Genomic DNA, 18197 nt, shown 5'->3' with positions numbered 1-18197 from the left:
CCTTGAATAAATTAGCTGTATTCCTTGACAAGCGATGCTATGGCCCTGTCTGCTGCTTCCAAAGTGTTTTTCACATCTTGGTTACTATGTTCAGTTGAGATGTACCAGAGCCCATTTGGACGAATCAATACACCTTCTGACAACATCTTCTCGGCAAAGGTTTGATACGCTTTAGAATCACTGGTCATAAATTCATCATAGGAAGTCACAACATCGCAATTCGTAAACATCAGATGGAAGACAGGGCCAATCTGGTTAACTACTCCCTTGATTTGATGTTTTTCTAATAGATTCCTCAATCCCTCTACCAGATCTAGGGCAGTACGTTCCATACGGTCAAAAACAGCCCCGTGCTGTGCTGATAAGATGTTGATGGTCGAAATAGCAGCTGCTACAGCTATAGGGTTGCCATTTAACGTGCCTAGATGATTTACTTTTCCTTCTTCGATGAGCGCCATAATATCTTTTCTTCCGCCAACGGCACTTAGCGGAATACCACCAGCAATAGCCTTGCCCATCGTGGTCAAATCCGGTTTGATGTTAAATCGGCCCTGCGCGCCGCCAAGTCCCAGCCGAAAACCTGTAATTACTTCATCAAAAATTAAGATGATTCCCAACTCTTCAGTAAGCTCTCTCATTCTTTCAAGATAACCCTCTTTAGGAAGGATACATCCAGAATTACACATCACCGGCTCAGTAATAACGGCAGCGATTTCATTACGGCGGGCATATAGCGTTTCCTCCAGCACTTCAGTATTGTTCCATGGCAGAACAATGATATCTTCAAGGCTTTTTTCACTCTGCCCAGAAGTTCCAGGAACGGTTAATTTTCCGCCTGAGGAATAGTTATTATTCATATCTGCCGTTGGAAAAGAAGTGAATATGGAATCAGACCATCCATGATAGTGACCTTGGAACCGGACAATCTTAGTTTTTTTCGTAAACGATTTCGCAATCCTCAATGCAAGCATAACCGCTTCCGTACCAGATCCGCTGAACGTTACTCTCTCCGCAGAAGGAATAATATCAACCAGCAGTTTGGCCAATTCAATTTCCCCAGCATGCTGTAAGCCATAGGTATAACCTTTTTTCATTTGACTCTTCAGGTCTTCTGTTAATTGCGGATGACAGTGTCCTAGAATCAGTGGGCCGTAAGCCAATAAATAGTCAACATATTCATTGCCATCGACATCCCGTAGGCGAGATCCTTTTCCAGAAGTCGCAAACAGGGGGACAGGCTTCATTGAGGAACGCAATGAGCTTGAGACACCACCGGCTAAATAGTGTCTCGATTTCTCAAAATTTTTAGTGGAAAGATCACACTTCATATAATTTCCTCCTCCATTCAAAGTGATCTTGAAACGGATAACATGGAAAATCGATGTTTTTGTAATGAAGCGATGTTATATCTGCAGGACTACAGCCCGGAGTATCCAGAATAAAAATCTGTTTTGATAGCTTTTCATATTCGGCTCGAAACTGATTCGCCGATTTGACCACCACAAGATCAGCTTCTGATGGTTCCATCCCCATTGACCGGTACATGGCCGGATCTCCTGAAAAGGTAGGCTGTTCCGTTATAAGGATAGAGATCGTGCCTATTTGCAATACAGCACACCTCCCCATAAAGGCTTCAGTATTTTCGGCATAACCCCCACTTAAAAAGAACCGCCCATCTCCAATTCTTTTCACGGTGCCAGTTACCTTGATGGGTGAACCGTAGGATTTGTTCAGATTTAGGGAATATCCTAGAGAAAGGGTGACCTTTTTTCCTAAACCTGTATGGATGGCTTGATCTACTGCCGCAGCGTCAACTATGGTCAAAAGTACATGTAAATCCTCATCTGCCTTTAAACGGAGAAGCTCTTTAAGTACAATGTTGCTATCACCAGTAGCCCCCGCACCCGGGCTGTCGGCCGAATCTGAGACCACAAATGGAGTTTTTCGAATAGCCTCAGCCCTTAATTTCGCGACTATTTTATCAAGCTGGGAAAGTTCAACAACAAACTCATTCCTCTTATTCCAAAAAAGCTCCGCCAGACGGTCAGCCTCTGCGCTTGCTTTTTCCCGATTCTCTCCGACTACCACGACCGAGGCCCCCATTTCTTTTATATCCAGCCATGGCTGTACCGGAAATAGAGAGGTTACAATGGAATCTCCCCTTTTTTCTCCGATAACAGCCTCTTCCAATAGATCTGCAAAGGGACCATGGGAAGATTGGCTTTTTTCAGCCGGAATGATCATTGGCAATTTACGAAATTCAATAACAGGTACTATTTCTTTTTTCAATAAAGAAGAAAAATATTTGGCTGACCGGTATCCTGTAGAAAAAAAGTCAGTGTGCGGATAGGTCCTAAAACCAATGATTCCATTTACTAGGCGTGCCATTTTCCCCGTAACATTGGCATGTAGATCAAGTGAAATTACGATCGGAAACTTCTCTCCTACATGTCTCCTCACCTGTTCAAGAAGGTCTCCTTCTACATCCTCGCAATTCTCTGCAACCATAGCTCCATGAAGGGCAAGGTAAATTCCTTCATAATCATGAAAGGATTTAACTTTGGTTATAAACCAGGTCTGCAGTTCCTTATAGGCATCGGCCGTAAACATCCCGGAAGAAATAGCATGAGCAAAGATGGTAGGCTGCACCTCGAGGCCATCTTCCCTGGCACCTTCTATGAAACCCAAAATCTCGTTTTTCGTATTCTGCTTGAGAACTTCTTCTTCTTCCAGAAAAAGATTAGAGCGAAAATCCCTCATCGTGCTCATTACCGGACTGAATGTATTGCTTTCTTGGATGATTCCTCCAATTAGTATTTTTTTCATTCCAATCTTCCTCTCATGCCGACATGAGTTCCTTCATGTTTAACAGCCATTTTAAGCATGAGGGCTGAATTCGCACCAATCGCTAGTTTCATCGATTTGGATACCTTTGTTTGATGAATCAACTCTAAGTTATGAATCTCATCCACTGCCAATACTTGCATACTACGGTTTGCGCCTCCATTAAAGTCAATGGAATACTCCCTGTTCTCTCCATTGTAATTGCTGATTAGAATAACCATGTTGCCATCATTGTCCTTTCCTCCGCAGCAATACAATCCTGAAACTGACGGAGCGATGTCAGTTTTAATCCGAAGAGGGTGCCGGCTCAATTCAGAAAAGGCTTCAAATGCGTAGTATGTTTTTTGGGGTACGCCATGGGCATCAAATAATCCGCAAAACAAAGCCGTCGGCTGGGCGTCATAATAGTTGGCCATCTGTACAGGACAGTCTTGAAGAAGCAATAAGACGGATAAACTAAAGGAACTTCCAATGGCTCCCTTTCCTTTTGTAAATAAGTCTCTTCTTTTCCGTTCACTACCTTTAAGCCATATTGTTTCCCAGTCGCCATCAAAGAAGTTCCACTCATTCAGGTAGACTTCTGATCGCTTATATCCATGAGCATCCAGCTGCTTGCGGACATGAATCGCATGTTCCTGAACTTTTAAGGGATCATCCGTGTAAATGTGCCAAGAGAAAAAATCAAGAGGCAGCTTCTTTTTTTCACACCAAGCCAAAAAGCCTTCGAAATAGTCAGACGTTGCGACGGCCGCAGCATATCCCCCAACTTTTACATGAGGAAATCTTTCTTTTATCTTTACTGAAACCACTTCATAAAATTGATAATAGTCTTCGTCTGTGCCCGACCACATCCTCGTTCCATAATCGGGTTCATTCCAGATTTCCCAGTGCTCGATGCCATAATGAAAGCCATCTGCCCAGCCCTCATTATAGTGTCGAATAATCCCAATACAGATTTGTGCCCATTGATCGTAATCTTTTGGCGGATGCACATAATACTTTTTTTCAGTGTGCTCAATGCTTTCACCTAGTCTGTAAACAATGCCAGCTCCTGTATGGAGCACGGTTTGAATGTATTCATCCGTTTTTGAAAAATCATAGTTTGCAGGGTCACTAGGATCCTTATTAAAATCAGGAAAAATGGTATGTATATCCACCTCCCTAGGGTGCGGCCAGTTTGGATCATGCAGCCTGACCATAGGCACCTCTAATTTTTTGTAGTAATCGGTCACATCAATCAATGCTCCATAACAGACAGGCCCATTATTCACTCCATGCAGTGGCTTAATCCTTCTGCCGTCCGGTTTCAAATCAATATTGATATCTGCCATATAAAATCCTCCGAATTATTTGACTGCACCCATTGTCAGGCCTCTAACAAAATATTTTTGAGAAAAAATGGCGATTAATAATACAGGTGTAATAGAAATAACGCTTAATGCTGTCATGTCACCCCATTGAATGCCTTTATCTGTAATGAAACTACCAATGATAACAGGCAGGGTTTTAGCCTGATGTGTAGTAAACGTGATGGCATAAATAAATTCATTCCAGGATGCAATAAAGATGAAGATGCTTGTAACGGAAAGACCCGTTTTAGTAATAGGAACAACAATCATAAGAAAACGCTGCCACAAGTTGCATCCGTCAATCATGGCGGATTCTTCTATTTCACGCGGGATATTTTCAAAGAAACCAACCATAAGCCAAACAACAAACGGAAAGAAAACGGAAGTATTGATTAATATTAATGCTTGTAATGTATCCATCAGCTGGAAGTCTCTCATCATAAGGAAGTAAGGAATGAGAAGAGTAATGAAAGGGAAAAGCCTTGTAATTAAAATTCCAATCAGCAAAAATTCATTTACTCTCCTGTTACCAAGCACGATTTTCGTTAGTACATAGGCGGTCAGTGAGCCAAAGAGCATGGCCAATGCGGTACTTGAAGCTGCAACAACAAAGGAGTTTTTGATCGCCAGTTGCATCTCTGGAGAAGCAAGAAGTTTTTGGAAATTTGAGAAAGTGGTTTGTTTTGGAAAGATAACGGGCGGCCGGGACAGCCAGTCTTTTTGAAGTTTAATCGAGGTGACAAAGAGCCAATAGACCGGAAACAGCGTGACTAGGATCACGATGGTAAGATACACGTACCCAAGCACCTTCCAATGCCATTTTGGTTTCATCGTTATCTGCCCTCCCTTATAAATGTTTTTCTTAATAAATAGAGGGAAGGTGGCAATAGAATTAATAATAAAACCCAGGATGCAGCCGCTGCCCCGGTTACATCAAGAAACTTGATTCCCTGCTTATATATGGACAGTGTCAGAATTTCTGTACTTTCACCTGGCCCCCCGTAAGTCATGGAATAGACGTAATCGAAGGTTTTAAATAAATCCATTATCCTCAGCGTAATAATAATGAGGATAACCGGTCTCAAAAGCGGCAGGGTTACCTTCCAGAACATTTGCCAGGGGGTGGCCCCGTCTACCTTGGCCGCTTCAAAAGGCTCTTTTGCCAAGGATAAAAGACCGCCTGTTATTATAAAGATGACAAATGGAGTAAACAACCAGATTTCCACAATAATAACGGACATTAAGGCCGTATCTGGATCGGCAATCCAAGGGTTTTTTGAAATGCCCACCAAGCTTAAAAAGTAATTGATAGGCCCGTATTCACGATTGTACAAGGTTCTCCACAAAATCCCCGCTACCACAGGAGAAATAATCATAGGAGCAAGCAAGAATGCTCGCACCAACGACGTGAATTTTTGATTAAGATGTTCTGAAGTCACTAGCAGGGCAACAGACACACCAATAACCAATTGTATGACTAAAGCCGAAAAACTGAAAATCGATGTTCTTACTAAGCTTGAAAGAAGGGCATCATTGGTGAAAATTTTGTAATAGTTATGCATTCCTTGAAGTTTAATTTTTCCATCCGGATTAAATATATCCCAAGATGAAAAACTCAGGTATAGCGAATACAGTAAAGGATACACATAAGCTATCAGCATTAAAATAAATCCAGGTGTTAGAAATACAACCGCCCATTTTCTATCGGTCATTTTAAAAAGCGGCAATTTCTTGACGCTCTGTATTCGAATGCGTGCCTCGGTTTGCATGGAATCCCCTCCAATATCCAGTCACTAAATCCCTAATTCGCGCCTAATTCCTCATAGATTAAGCCTTGGGGATTTTTCTTTTTATCACTATTCCAATTCTTCTCCATCTTATCTAGTGTTTCTTGGGTGGAAGTCTTATCAGACAGTGCATCGGACAGTGCGGATCCAGTTTTGACAAACCACTCATTGCCAGCCGGATGCATCAAATAGGTTGGCAGGAAGCAATTTTTGATGGCTTTAAGAATACCTTCCGCGCCAGGAATAGCTTCTTTCACAGCAGGATCATCCCAAACAGATTTGAGAGTCGAATAATTCCCATACTTGACCATCAGTTCTTTCGAATTTTCTCTTTCAGAGAGATATTGAATCCATTTAAATGAAGCTTCTTTATTTTTTGAGAATTTAGAAATAGAAAGATACCATGGCCCTAGGTTTCCGGGTCCAGGTGGGGCGACGGCGTCCCATTTATCTTTTATCTTGGAGCTTTTTGTGTTTTGTAAGAGGGGACTCAGCGTGTTGGGCCATGCAAGAATAATGGCAGCTTCTCCATTTAGAAAAACTGGGTCCGCATCAGGTGTATCCATCGAGAGATAACCTGGCGGTGCATATTTAAACATTGTTTTCATGCCATCTATAGCGGCAGCCCCATCCTGATTGTTAAACTGAGGCTTAAAGTCCTTTGTGAAAAGCGGTTTACCCTGAGGGATATATCTTGCAAAAAACAATTTGGGCAATTGGACATTTACACCTGCGGTTACAAAAGGGTATACACCTTTCTCCTGCTTTAATGTTTCAAGAGCATTATCAAAATCATTCCATGTTTTAGGTACATCAAGTTTATATTTCTCGAAAAGATCCTTTCTATAATACATCGCCATCGTTTGGCCTGTTAACGGAATACCATAGCGCTTATTTCCCGTCAGTGTACTAATACCTGTTGTATTCTTATAAATATCTAAATAATTGTCCATGTTTACTTTATACTTTTTAATATAAGGATCCAATGGCTGAAAGTAGCGTGCCATTTCCCCATCCCAGCCACTGTCAATATCCATAACATCGTAGGTGCCAGTTGAGGTAACTAAATCATTAATAATCTTGTCATGCATTTGTTCCCAGGGAGCTTCCACAATCTTGACATTGATGCCTGTTTCTTTTTTAAATTCCTTAGCCATTTCCTTGTATGCTTCCGGTCTATTGGTGGCCGATTGCACCATATGGGTAATGGTAGCTCCTTTCAGATTTTCTTTTCCCGAACTGGAGTCAGAATTACAGCCACTGAGCACTGCAGCAAACAGCATAATCAAAATCAGCCATGAAACACATCGCTTCTTCAAGAAAATCTCCTCCCCTTTTGCCATTTAATAATTTCAGCTATGACCAAGTTCCTTTGAAATTTGTTCTGCAGCTCCCTTCACTTCAGTAATGATGTGACTTAAATTCTCATCTGTAAAATTATACTTAGACCCTGAAACACTGATTGCGGCAATAACCTTTCCAAACATATTAAAAATTGGGGCGGCAATACACTTGGCTCCAAGTACCACTTCTTCATTATCGATGGCTATCCCCCTTTCTTTAGTAAGTTGAAGTTCTACCATTAATTGTTTCATGCTGCATATTGTATTTTCTGTAAGCGGATACAATTTATTATCTGAAATCATGGCATTAAATTGTTCAAGAGGTAGGTTTGCTGTGATTGCTTTACCTATGGCTGTCGCATGGAAAGGAGCTTTAGCTCCTACAACCTCTGTAAACTTTAAAGGGTTACTCCCCTCTATACTGGCAACATAAAGAATTTCATGATTTTTTAATATCCCTAAATTAACAGACTCCCCAGTGGTTTGAACCAAGTGATCCATTTTACTTTTTGACACGTTTAGCAGTGTGTTTCCTTCTAAGAAATTTTTGGTTAGTTCTAGCGTTTTAGTGCCTAGACAATATTTATCATTCGTTTCATCTCTCGATATGTATCCCCTCAACTCAAGTGTTGTAATAATTCTATATAAGGAGGATTTAGGTTGCTCTAAGTGTGCCGACAGTTCAGTCAGATTAAGGGAGTTCTTTTTAGCCAATATTTCTAAAAGATCAAATGCTTTTTCTAATGTGTTGATTTTATAGCGTTCTGTATTAATGGATTCCTTTGTTTTCATTTTTTCACCTCTTAAAAATAAAACCATGTTTTCACTGAATAAAACCATGATATCAATGTTTGTTATTTTTGTAAATATCTGAATTTTAAAATATTTAAAAGATTGGGTTATTATTTCCGACAGAAAAAGCCAATTCTGCTTCAACCGAGGAAAATTGGCTTGTTATAATTCGATAATGGCGAAATCTAGCAATCTAAAAAGGAATAGTTCTTCTTGTTGATGGAGGCTATACCGCACATTAATTTAAATTAAAGGATATCTTTTATAAATCGGCTTTTATGCAGTAAGCCAGAAGGTTCCTGTTAAACAAATCATAATGAACTCGATGCCCAAATGATTTCCATAACAGGAGAGATTATCTCAATATATGCTACTTCCCTTGGGATTTCTATTATCGGGATGGAAAGTTCGTCGCCATCTTAATCACTTCATTAGGTATGGTATCGTAATACATACCTGGATAACATACTCCCAGCGAGGTTTTTATTAAATCGAATTGGGCTTCCACATTATTTTTGATCGTATAAAAGGCCGTTAGAAACAACTCTTTCCCTCTGAATCACTCATTGGACTCAGGCACTTCTATAACACTTACATGTTCAATTAATTTATCAACCCCACTGTGGCCAGCAATGATCTTAGCTTTTTGCAGCCCGCCTATATTCATAGCTTCTTTTACGAACATGCTCATCTGTCAGCTACCTTCCCTTATTGGTTTATATAGTTGCAAATAACATTCAGACGGATATATCCCTTTAAATCTGGAAATTTTGATCTATAGCCGATGCTATTTGTAACTATTTCCGTGAGTTCGGGCTGTAAGGTCCTGTCCGCAGATACAAGGCCATTTGCCATAAAGTTGTCGTCATTCGGCTTATCACTCCAGTCACCGCCATACGCAAAGTACCATTTCTCCTTACTTCCTTTTGGTGTCGGCCATTTTAATTGCTGATCCACCCAATCCCAGATAAAGTCCGGATATCCGTTATTTTCTTCACCTTGCACATGCCGTATATGGTATAAGTTACTTTGTATTTTGACTCATTGGTCGTTGCTTATCAGCTGACAAAATTAGATGCTATTGTGGTGAACGTCAAGTCAACTATGAACAAATGGGTGTAGGCGGTGACAATAGCTGGGGTGCCAGACCGCATCCTGTAGCGACGGTCATGGTTCTCTTTTCACGTAAGACTCTACTTTCTTGACAAAAGACCAAAAACGATGATTTTGTAGAACTTTATCTCGTTGCATATACTTTAACTTGCATGCAAGCAATGTGAAATAAGAACATAATTGGCCGTTGTGTAACCCGTCTTAGAACTATTGAAAGGCCAATGGAATTACGGGGTCGTTCCACAAGAAATATTAAATTAAAAGGATCAAGATTTAGTCCTTTTGCATCTAGGGATCCAGAATAACAGAGCCATTAAAAAAGTAACTTGTGTTTCTTTATTGCATTAACAATCTCACCCGCTTTTACCAAATAGGCATATCTACTAGGATGGATATTATCATTTTGATCGATAAACCAACGAATAGGTGTACCTCGATCGATTTCATTTAGCACACGTTGGTAAACATTAGCGAATGGCAGCTCTTCTTTTTCTGCAAAATCAATCGCTGCATGAAGGTACTGATCGGTATATTCTGCCCATTCTCTTCTTATTGCTACAGCAATATCTTTAAGCGGCAGGACATTATTAAGAAAATTATTTTTGTCTGGTGGTATAGTCACTAAAAACAAAACCTTGGCAGGTGTCGTTTCTTTGATAGTCTGCACGATCTGCTTCAGTATATTTTGGTAGTTTGATATATGATGTTGACCATCCAATCGATGATTATAAGCAAACGATTCTACGACGACCAAATCAGGACTAACGGCAGATAAACTTTTCTGTTTTCCTTCACCAAAAGGATTAGGATATTCATGAGTGATGCGGTAATTTCCATATTCTGCTCTTGTATTACCAACACCGTAATTATGCAATTCAAAATCTTGGTCAGTAAATGCCGATGATAAAGCTTCTCTTAACTGGGGCATTTCAGGACCCCAAAATGCTGTCATAGAATCACCAAGGCAAGCAATCACTTTTTTCTGCTTCAACAAAAAAACCCCCTAACCCTTATAAGATGCAAGCAAGTTACAAACTAAACTGTTCTTTTCCGTAGATCTGAATCGTCTTCTTATGTTGACCACATTGCACATGTAAAGTGAATGGACCATCGCTGTCTGCATCCACTTTCACTGTACCATTTGGCTGAGGTACTGCACGGAGATTGATGGTATGTCCTGCAAACCAATACCTATGACAGCCCACTTCTCCTAAACTAGAGTCTATCTTCCATGTCAGTTCATTTTTGGCGGAATTACCACGCAGCCCAATCCGATATTCTAAGAAATATAGAATCGGGGCAATACCTGACCACCCTACAAAGTCTTTATTATTTGCGTCGCCCGCTTTTAAACTGTCTGGAGCATAGTTCTCCCATATCGTACCCGTATCCTCAAATACTTGTACGACATTCTCCAAATGGCTAAGCGCAATTTCTTGCGCAAGCTCGTCATATCCATATTTCTCTAATCCCCGGGTCACCATCATATTCGTAGGAGCCCAAACGGATCCGCGCCAATAGCCTCCGTCAGGATTATATCCTTCTTCATCTGCTGCTAAAGTAGGAACTCGATGAACTCTCGCAAATGTTTTAGGATCCTGAAGCCATTTGGCTAACTGCTTTGCCTGCTCCTCATCGGCTACTTCTCCTAATAGCGACCAATAGGCGGCGATCGTTTTGACGGGTGATCGTTGACCGTCATCGGTGACATCATAATAAAAACCGCTGTCTTTATCCCACATCTTCCTATTAATGGATTCCGTGAAGGTCTTGACATCGTTTTCTAATTTTTTAATAGGAGCGGTAAACTCCTTTCCTAATTCAACTTTTCCCTCAGATTGATACTTAGCTGATAAGATGTTTGCCATTTCTACTAAGTTGCGGGCAAACAACACCATCTCGCAGCTGATATCAACACCACTGCCCAGATAGTAATTTCTTGGGGAGTTATCCATACTCGCCCAATCGGTAACGAACAATCCGTGTTGATTGTGTAGATGGTAACACATAGATTCATAGAATTTTAAAAGTGGCTCCCAAACGAGCTCTAAACGGTTAATATCACCTGTATGTCGGTAGCTTTCCAGTTCAGCCCATGCCATAATTGGATGATTCAGATTGTCTAGTGTTAAGTAAGGTGGGTTCTTTACCTCCCTTCCTAACTTAGGAACATACATCTCTTCATAACTCGGCGCCTCTGAGCCGAATAAGCCACGATGTTCATAATGATTATGAAAAAAGGAATGGAGAGGCCTCTTTTCATGGTTGACCCATCTTGAAAAATCCTCGCCAGATTCTCTAATGATTTCTCTAGGGATTTCCCCATCCTCTAACTGTTTACAATAGAAATTGTCGAGCGACCGAATCCCAGGTATATAAGGATGTCCGATATTACAGAACATCGTGATAAAAGCCGTATCCCACATAAAGATATCTTGGTTGAAAGCAGCATCTACAAAATTACTGACAAAGCCGCTTTCCTCTGTTGGCTGATAAATATTTTTATAGGCCAATTCCCAGGTTCGCCAGTAACAATTTTCTTCGTTAGGATATTTCTCGCAAAACGGTTCAGGCAAGAAGGATCGTGCTTCACTAAATGGAAGGATCGTTGTATCTTGATACGTTTTTTTGCGAAAGTACTGGCCACGTTGTTGAGTATGAGAGTGATTCTGTTCCATACAATTATCTTCCTCCTGGTACCGAATATATCTTATTACAAAGTTGGATTAGAATATCCGGTTGATTTCTTTACCCATTTTGATGAACGTTTCTTCGTTCACTTTTAACCCAAGTTCTTGAAGTGCTAAAATTCCTGCACCCGCTAGAGGGGATGCAAGTGGTTTTGATATATTGGCTGTTGGATAAGCTTCCTTTAGCATTTTAAAGAGATTTTTTGAAAAAATAGAGTCAGAAGATGCCAGACCGCCAACAGGAACAATAGGGAAATCCTCTTTAAACTCAAGTTTATTCACAACAGATCCAACAACTTTAACGAGGCCTTTGCAGCCGTTAACAATAATGGATTTTGCCACATTATCCTGCCCTGCAAGTTCTGTTACAATGGGCGCAAGCGCAGCGATCCCGCTAATATCTATGCGGGGGTGATATATCCGGTGCATGACTTCCATCATGTGATTGACCTTTAACGCTTCAAGAACTGGTTGGGTTAATGCGGTTGTTTCACCTGTGCCGTCATATGCATTTAGGATAGCTGTTAGTGCCTGATGTCCAAGATAATAACCGCTGCCAACATCTGCGAATAAGTAGCCCCAGCATCCTGCGAGGCATTCCTCGCCATTGGCATTACGTCCAAAACAAGAAGAACCTGTACCTGAAATCAAGACAATTCCCGGCTTTCCTCCCGTTCCCCCGGCCAAAGCTGTACTACAATCATGACTGATTTTTACAATGGTCTTTGGAGAAATATCAATCCCCTCTAACATAGCTTGAACGACTTGAATATCTCGACTGGAAACGACACCTGCGAGGCCAAGATAAACGGCATCCAGTTCGGAGGTGCTGGACAAAGAATCACAAGCTTGTACAACGGCAACCTGAAGATTTTCTTTGGCTTGCTCCATGCCGACTGCATCATAATCGGACGGTCCATTCATACCCGACCCTATCACGTTTCCCTTTTCATCTACTACAACCGCCCTTGTTTTTGTGCCTCCCCCATCCACTCCAAGAACTAATGACACAAATGGCCCCCCTTTGAATATACAGAGTGAAACTTTCTGAGTGAGGGAGCATTGTTTATTCCCCGCCTCACTCGACTTGAATCAAGTGACTTACTACAAGTTATTAACCTGGGTTTCTAAAAAACTTAACCTTTCACCGCACCGTCCATAATTCCTTTAATAAAGTAACGCTGAAGGAGAATAAATAAGATAACAACAGGTAGAATCGTTAATAAGTTAGCTGCTAATATTTGTGACCATGGAACGGCAACCGTCTCTGAAGATAACATCGCCAGTTTCAGCGGCAATGTGAATTTTTCTTCGCTTTGCAATAACACGAGCGGCATTGCAAATGAGTTCCAGTTGTTAACGAACTCAATGATCACTAAAGTGGTTAAAGCTGGTTTAATCAACGGGATGACAATTTGGAAAAATATCCGATATTCGTTACATCCATCCATCCGTGCGGCTTCAAGCAGCTCATCAGGTATGTCATCAATATATTGCTTCATGAAAAAGATAGCAAAAACCGTTACTCCAAAAGGTAAAATCAAGCTTAGCAAAGAATCATAAAACCCAAACTTAATGATGATAAAAAATAAAGGTAGTAATAAAACGGCTGGAGGTACGGTCATTGTACCAATGAGCGCCTGGTAGAGTACGTTTTTCCCAAAGATACGTTTTTTCGATAAGGCGTAACCAGCCATCGCACCAAAGAGCGTCGATAAAATGGTTGTCGAAACAGAGACAACGATTGAGTTCATAAAAGTTTGTGTGAAATCTAACCGTTCCCAAATCAATGTAAAGTTACTCCATTCAAAATGATCCGGCCAAAACGTAGGGGGAAAACGAGTAATTTCACTGGTTGTTTTCACACTGGAAATACAAAGCCAGTATAAAGGTAATAAGAAAATAAAACAGGATAACCACATAATAGATTGAACGGCTATTTTTTTTCTCATGTTATTTCCTCCTTAGCCAAGACGTTTATCTACTGATCGTTTTTGGATGACTGTTATAATGATCACAATAAAAAACAAAATGTATGACATCGCTGAAGCGGTTCCAATTCGATAGTATTTAAAGGCTTCATTAAAAATCAAGAACGGAACAGTTGTCGTAGAATCCCCCGGGCCTCCGCCAGTCATCACGAAAACTTCTTGGAAGACTTTCAAGACATCAATCATTAACAGCACACTTACAACGAGCGTAATACGACCAAGTAATGGCCATGTCACATGCCAAAATTTTTGAAATGAATTGGCTCCATCCATATCAGCGGCTTCATATAAACTGTATGGGATATTTTGAAGACCAGCAAGATAGATGATCATGAAGTACCCAATCATTTTCCATGAGCTCATAATCGCAATTACCGGCATCGCCAATAGTGAATTAGACAGCCAGTTGGGCCCGTTTAAACCACCAAATTTGTGTAACATGGCGTTCACCATTCCTTGCTCACTATTAAAGATATATAAAAAAATCAAACTCGCACTTACAATTGAAATAATATAGGGGATAAACAAGACGGTTCTGAAGAAGTTTACCCCTTTCATTTTTCGGTTGAGTAATATAGCGAGCCATGCAGCACTTATTAAAGTAATTGGAATATAAATAATTGCAAAGTAGCCTGTGTTGAACAACGATTTAATAAACAGATCATTTTGAAAGACTTCAATATATTGGGAAATCCCAACAAATTCACCTGGTATGTTAAACAGCCCAGAGTATTTCATTTCTAATGGTTTGATCTCTTTAAAGCTAGCTATGAACGCCCACATAATGGGAAAGATCAGAAATAACGTTAAGATCAAAAGAGCTGGAAACAAAAAAACATAACCGGACCAATCTACTTTTTTAAGTTTCTTTCTTAGCATACTCATTTTTAGACCACCTTTTTAAGGGGAACACCTAGCTATGGGAAAGGTGCTCATTCGCTATTTTCTATTGTTCAATGAGTTTATTTCCTTTTTCTTCAATTGTGCGGAGTACGTTTTCGGCTGATTTACCAGTAACAAGTTTGTTAAGCTCACTTTGGTATACTTCCTCTTGGACCCGTGCCCATGAATCGGTTGGAGAAGAAATGCTCGGATATTCCAGTCCTTCCATAAAGACTAAGAACTCAGGATGTTTCTTATAATAGTCAGTAGAGGCAAGATCCTTCCGCATTGGTAAACGTAATGGATAATATTTCCCATCCTTGCCTTTTTCACCTGTCAAGATCATTTCTTGCGCCTTTTTCGAAGCTAGAAAGGAGATGAGTCGTTTGGCTGCTTCTTCTTTTTCCTTTTCAATGTCTGCCGGGATCGAAAGCATATATAGTCCTAAATCAGACGCTCTTCCAGCGGGACCTGCTGGTGTAGGTGCAGCCGCGACTTCAAATGGACTGCCATTTTGCCATATATCCGTAATTCCCCAGGGACCTTGAAACTCCATTGCCACTTCTCCGTTTAAGAAATCTGCCATGACACCGCCGCCATCTTTGTTTGCTGTATCAGGAGGTGACACTTCGTCTACCATTTTTTTATAGTAATCTAGTGCTTGCTTGCCCTCTTGCGAATTTAGAGCAACCTGATAATTCCCATCTTCTTTTTCAACAAGATTTGCACCAGCTTGATTGAAAAACATACTTACTAACCATGCGATATCCGGATGTTGTTTCCCCACTAAACCTATGCCATATTGATCGATTTTCCCATCACCATTCGTATCTTTCGTTAATTTTTTCGCGATTTCATATAATTCTTCCCATGTGTCAGGAGGGGACGTAATCCCCGCTTCTTCAAACATTGTTTTGTTATAAACTAATTGGATGGAGCTGCCTAACCATGGAAATCCATATAACTTATTATTAACCGTTCCTAATTTAACAATATTTTCATAATAGTAATTTTTTTGATCATGAAATTCTTTTGTTAAATCTACAAATGCCCCCTGCGATCCTAAGCTTAGTTCATCACGATAAGGAATTTGAAGAACCTCCGGAGCATCTCCACTTAATAATTGTGTTAATAACTTTTGATTATTTTGTGAAGATCCTACTAGCTTTACATCAATGTTTTCATTTTGCTTTTCAAATATATCAATGATTCTCTGAATGGCCTTTCCACGTTCAGTGTCCGTTGCCCATGCAATTTGCATTCGAATAGAAACAGGTTGTTCCGTATTTGAGGAATTGTTATTGCTGCAGCCTGCTAATCCCAAAGACAAGACTAACCCTGCTATCACGAACCATCTTACTTTTTTCAATATAACCCCCTCCTTCTAAATGGAAGATGAAAACGCTTAAGATTTTAAATAGATTTCCAACAATCATTGGCGGCATAGGCATACTGATGTCGATGATAGCCTTCGCAAAACCTATCCATCAAGTCCTGAACTGTTACTGCAATCGCTTTCTTTTAGTTCATACTCCTTCAGGTTTGTTAAACTCTTACAAACGCCTGAATGACTGCAATGGTTTTTCCTTTTGCTTTCCCATACGGACGTATGGTATATTCTTTTACGTCTTCAGGGATGAAGAACGTTTCTGCATAATGAACAATAAACGGATTAAATTGGCCAGTAGGACTTTCAATTATGGCTTCTTCACCTTCAATAAGGTTTAATACATGTACACTTCCATTGGTGTGATGATGAATTTTTTTTGAAAACCAATGTCTTCTAGTTTCAATAAATTCCCGTTCGTGAAGACCAGTTTTCTCCTGAATCCAACCGTCTTCTTCGTTGATTATTTCAATTCGGTTGATTAGATTTTCTTTTACCCATTTCGTGTCTCGATCCCACTGGATGACTTTCTCTCCGTGTTTTAAGTGAACGGGTCTCGGTAAACCGTCTAGTCCTAATCGATCCCAATCCCATAATTTAAAGGTAAAGATGTAAGGTGTAGCGCTGATCTCAAGAATCATACAGTTTTTACCGGAGCAATGGATGGTTCCTGCTGGAATTAAAAAATGATCGTGCTTTTTCGCTGGGTACTGGCTGACATATTTTTCATCATCAAAAGATCCTAAACCATGATTTGCTTTTTTCAAGTCTTCAAGCATTGCCTCTTTATTAATGTTTTCTTTTAAGCCAAGATAAACCGTTGCTTCTTCTTTTGCATCAAGAATGTAATAGCTTTCATCCTGCGTGTAATGCATACCGAATGTTTCTTGAATATACTCCGTTAAAGGATGAACTTGTAGACTTAGGTTTTGACCATCGACTGTGTCTAAAAAGTCAAAGCGAATCGGGAATTCTGTTCCGAAACGAGCATGAACCTTATCTCCAAGAAGTTCAACTGGATGCCTAAATACGAGATTAATGGAAGGTACTTCAACTCTTACATCGTCATAACGCAAATAAAGACTATTTTCTTCCGGAACACCGTCGAAGCTCCATGCAAAATTGTCTTGGTCTGGATCGAGATCACACACTTCTTTCATCCATTGACCGCCCCATACCCCTGGATCAAAATAAGGTACGACACGAAATGGTTGTTTAACCACTTGCTGAAGTCCATTTAAATAAGCTTGTCCTTTGAGCATTTTCGGATCATTGGTTTCATTTGTATCTAATAGATAATCAATTTCTGAAAAAAATTGCTTTTTATGACGATCAGCAATCCGCCATTCTACAAAATAGGAACGTTTATACTTCCGTAGAAAGTCTTCATCAAAATTCTCCATTTTCCAGTTTCCTAATTCTTGTGACCGATAACGCTGTTGAATTTCCCACCTCGCCAAGTCAGCATAGACCAGTACATCCGGAATACAAATGAGACGGGCACCTACTCCATAAACGACGATTAATCCGCTTTCAACTTCACCGATGCTTTCTCTTGCATGCTCAACAAGAAGTCTATCAAAAAACTCGCATAATTGGTGGCTGCTCATCACTCCGAAAACTCGATCATCTGTTAAGTTCCGTTGTATCATCTCTGTTATTTTTTCACCTGAAAAAGCAAGATCATCTGAATGAATAATGAGATCCGGCTTAAGCGGTAAAATTAGACCCTCTAAGATCTCTTGATACCGAACCCCTGGATAACAATCTACCATGAGAACTGTCTTAGGATTTTGATTGCCATTAGTTATCTGTGAAATCTCCGACTGTATATGCGCATAGCCCTGCCACGCGCTATTATCTTGCTCTTCAATCCTAATCTCAGGAAATTTGTTATAGTTCCCCATGCTATATCACCTACACCATCTTTTTATATCATATAAATTGAAATATCATAATGTTATGACATTAAATCATAGACTGATATTATCATAATGTTATGACAATGAAAACCTTTTT

16 protein-coding genes are annotated in these 18197 nt (G+C 40.2%); all 16 read right to left on the bottom strand.

The window, feature by feature from the left end; genetic code table 11:
• Window positions 1-11: 11 nt before the first annotated feature.
• Complete coding sequence (locus QYF49_RS23950; protein ID WP_290402108.1) at window positions 12-1328, bottom strand: aspartate aminotransferase family protein; 1317 nt, start codon at window positions 1326-1328, stop codon at window positions 12-14.
• Window positions 1318-2826, bottom strand: a complete 1509-nt coding sequence (locus QYF49_RS23945) for a M81 family metallopeptidase (RefSeq protein WP_290402107.1) — start codon at window positions 2824-2826, stop codon at window positions 1318-1320. Before QYF49_RS23945 ends, QYF49_RS23950 begins: the two co-directional genes overlap by 11 nt.
• Window positions 2823-4175, bottom strand: a complete 1353-nt coding sequence (locus QYF49_RS23940; RefSeq protein WP_290402106.1) for a GH39 family glycosyl hydrolase — start codon at window positions 4173-4175, stop codon at window positions 2823-2825. The genes QYF49_RS23945 and QYF49_RS23940 overlap by 4 nt, the downstream gene beginning before the upstream one ends.
• 15 nt (window positions 4176-4190) lie before the next feature.
• A complete protein-coding gene (locus tag QYF49_RS23935) occupies window positions 4191-5024 on the bottom strand; it encodes a carbohydrate ABC transporter permease (RefSeq protein ID WP_290402105.1) in 834 nt (277 codons plus the stop codon).
• Between the two features lie 2 nt (window positions 5025-5026).
• Window positions 5027-5962 (bottom strand): carbohydrate ABC transporter permease, encoded by a 936-nt coding sequence (locus tag QYF49_RS23930; protein ID WP_290402104.1) that lies wholly within the window; start codon window positions 5960-5962, stop codon window positions 5027-5029.
• A gap of 32 nt (window positions 5963-5994) precedes the next feature.
• Entirely contained in the window at window positions 5995-7323 is a 1329-nt protein-coding gene (locus QYF49_RS23925; RefSeq protein WP_290402103.1) for an ABC transporter substrate-binding protein, read from the bottom strand.
• A 9-nt stretch (window positions 7324-7332) separates the two neighbouring features.
• Window positions 7333-8115 (bottom strand): IclR family transcriptional regulator, encoded by a 783-nt coding sequence (locus tag QYF49_RS23920; RefSeq protein WP_290402102.1) that lies wholly within the window; start codon window positions 8113-8115, stop codon window positions 7333-7335.
• A gap of 559 nt (window positions 8116-8674) precedes the next feature.
• The gene (locus QYF49_RS23915) at window positions 8675-8806 is read right to left on the bottom strand and encodes a hypothetical protein (RefSeq protein WP_290402101.1); all 132 of its coding nucleotides are present in this window, start codon (window positions 8804-8806) and stop codon (window positions 8675-8677) included.
• 17 nt (window positions 8807-8823) lie between these two features.
• On the bottom strand, window positions 8824-9120 hold the full coding sequence (locus QYF49_RS23910) for a glycoside hydrolase family 2 TIM barrel-domain containing protein (RefSeq protein ID WP_290402100.1): 297 nt from the start codon (window positions 9118-9120) through the stop codon (window positions 8824-8826).
• Between the two features lie 421 nt (window positions 9121-9541).
• On the bottom strand, window positions 9542-10219 hold the full coding sequence (locus QYF49_RS23905) for an SGNH/GDSL hydrolase family protein (RefSeq protein ID WP_290402099.1): 678 nt from the start codon (window positions 10217-10219) through the stop codon (window positions 9542-9544).
• A 37-nt stretch (window positions 10220-10256) separates the two neighbouring features.
• Window positions 10257-11906: an MGH1-like glycoside hydrolase domain-containing protein gene (locus QYF49_RS23900; protein WP_290402098.1), complete on the bottom strand. Its 1650-nt coding sequence runs from the start codon at window positions 11904-11906 to the stop codon at window positions 10257-10259.
• Window positions 11907-11954: 48 nt separating this feature from the next.
• The gene (locus QYF49_RS23895) at window positions 11955-12929 is read right to left on the bottom strand and encodes a BadF/BadG/BcrA/BcrD ATPase family protein (RefSeq protein WP_290402097.1); all 975 of its coding nucleotides are present in this window, start codon (window positions 12927-12929) and stop codon (window positions 11955-11957) included.
• 125 nt (window positions 12930-13054) lie between these two features.
• Window positions 13055-13870, bottom strand: a complete 816-nt coding sequence (locus tag QYF49_RS23890) for a carbohydrate ABC transporter permease (RefSeq protein WP_290402096.1) — start codon at window positions 13868-13870, stop codon at window positions 13055-13057.
• Window positions 13871-13882: 12 nt separating this feature from the next.
• Window positions 13883-14794, bottom strand: coding sequence for a carbohydrate ABC transporter permease (locus QYF49_RS23885; protein WP_290402095.1), 912 nt, complete (start codon window positions 14792-14794; stop codon window positions 13883-13885).
• 61 nt (window positions 14795-14855) lie between these two features.
• On the bottom strand, window positions 14856-16160 hold the full coding sequence (locus tag QYF49_RS23880) for an ABC transporter substrate-binding protein (RefSeq protein WP_290402094.1): 1305 nt from the start codon (window positions 16158-16160) through the stop codon (window positions 14856-14858).
• A gap of 176 nt (window positions 16161-16336) precedes the next feature.
• Window positions 16337-18085: a class I mannose-6-phosphate isomerase gene (locus QYF49_RS23875; protein WP_290402093.1), complete on the bottom strand. Its 1749-nt coding sequence runs from the start codon at window positions 18083-18085 to the stop codon at window positions 16337-16339.
• Window positions 18086-18197 lie beyond the last annotated feature (112 nt).

The organism is Fictibacillus terranigra, assembly GCF_030412265.1.
Classification (GTDB): domain Bacteria; phylum Bacillota; class Bacilli; order Bacillales; family Fictibacillaceae; genus Fictibacillus_C; species Fictibacillus_C terrinigri.
The sequence above is the reverse complement of the archived record's forward strand: the minus strand, read 5'-3'. Positions and strand labels throughout refer to the sequence as shown.

Excerpts from the sequence above, each read along its gene's own strand:
- QYF49_RS23915 (WP_290402101.1), bottom strand. The coding sequence starts at position 8,806 with ATGAGCATGTTCGTAAAAGAAGCTATGAATATAGGCGGGCTGCAAAAA.
- QYF49_RS23945 (WP_290402107.1), bottom strand. The coding sequence starts at position 2,826 with ATGAAAAAAATACTAATTGGAGGAATCATCCAAGAAAGCAATACATTC.
- QYF49_RS23940 (WP_290402106.1), bottom strand. The coding sequence starts at position 4,175 with ATGGCAGATATCAATATTGATTTGAAACCGGACGGCAGAAGGATTAAG.
- QYF49_RS23885 (WP_290402095.1), bottom strand. The coding sequence starts at position 14,794 with ATGAGTATGCTAAGAAAGAAACTTAAAAAAGTAGATTGGTCCGGTTAT.
- QYF49_RS23920 (WP_290402102.1), bottom strand. The coding sequence starts at position 8,115 with ATGAAAACAAAGGAATCCATTAATACAGAACGCTATAAAATCAACACA.
- QYF49_RS23925 (WP_290402103.1), bottom strand. The coding sequence starts at position 7,323 with ATGGCAAAAGGGGAGGAGATTTTCTTGAAGAAGCGATGTGTTTCATGG.
- QYF49_RS23900 (WP_290402098.1), bottom strand. The coding sequence starts at position 11,906 with ATGGAACAGAATCACTCTCATACTCAACAACGTGGCCAGTACTTTCGC.
- QYF49_RS23950 (WP_290402108.1), bottom strand. The coding sequence starts at position 1,328 with ATGAAGTGTGATCTTTCCACTAAAAATTTTGAGAAATCGAGACACTAT.
- QYF49_RS23930 (WP_290402104.1), bottom strand. The coding sequence starts at position 5,962 with ATGCAAACCGAGGCACGCATTCGAATACAGAGCGTCAAGAAATTGCCG.
- QYF49_RS23935 (WP_290402105.1), bottom strand. The coding sequence starts at position 5,024 with ATGAAACCAAAATGGCATTGGAAGGTGCTTGGGTACGTGTATCTTACC.
- QYF49_RS23890 (WP_290402096.1), bottom strand. The coding sequence starts at position 13,870 with ATGAGAAAAAAAATAGCCGTTCAATCTATTATGTGGTTATCCTGTTTT.
- QYF49_RS23875 (WP_290402093.1), bottom strand. The coding sequence starts at position 18,085 with ATGGGGAACTATAACAAATTTCCTGAGATTAGGATTGAAGAGCAAGAT.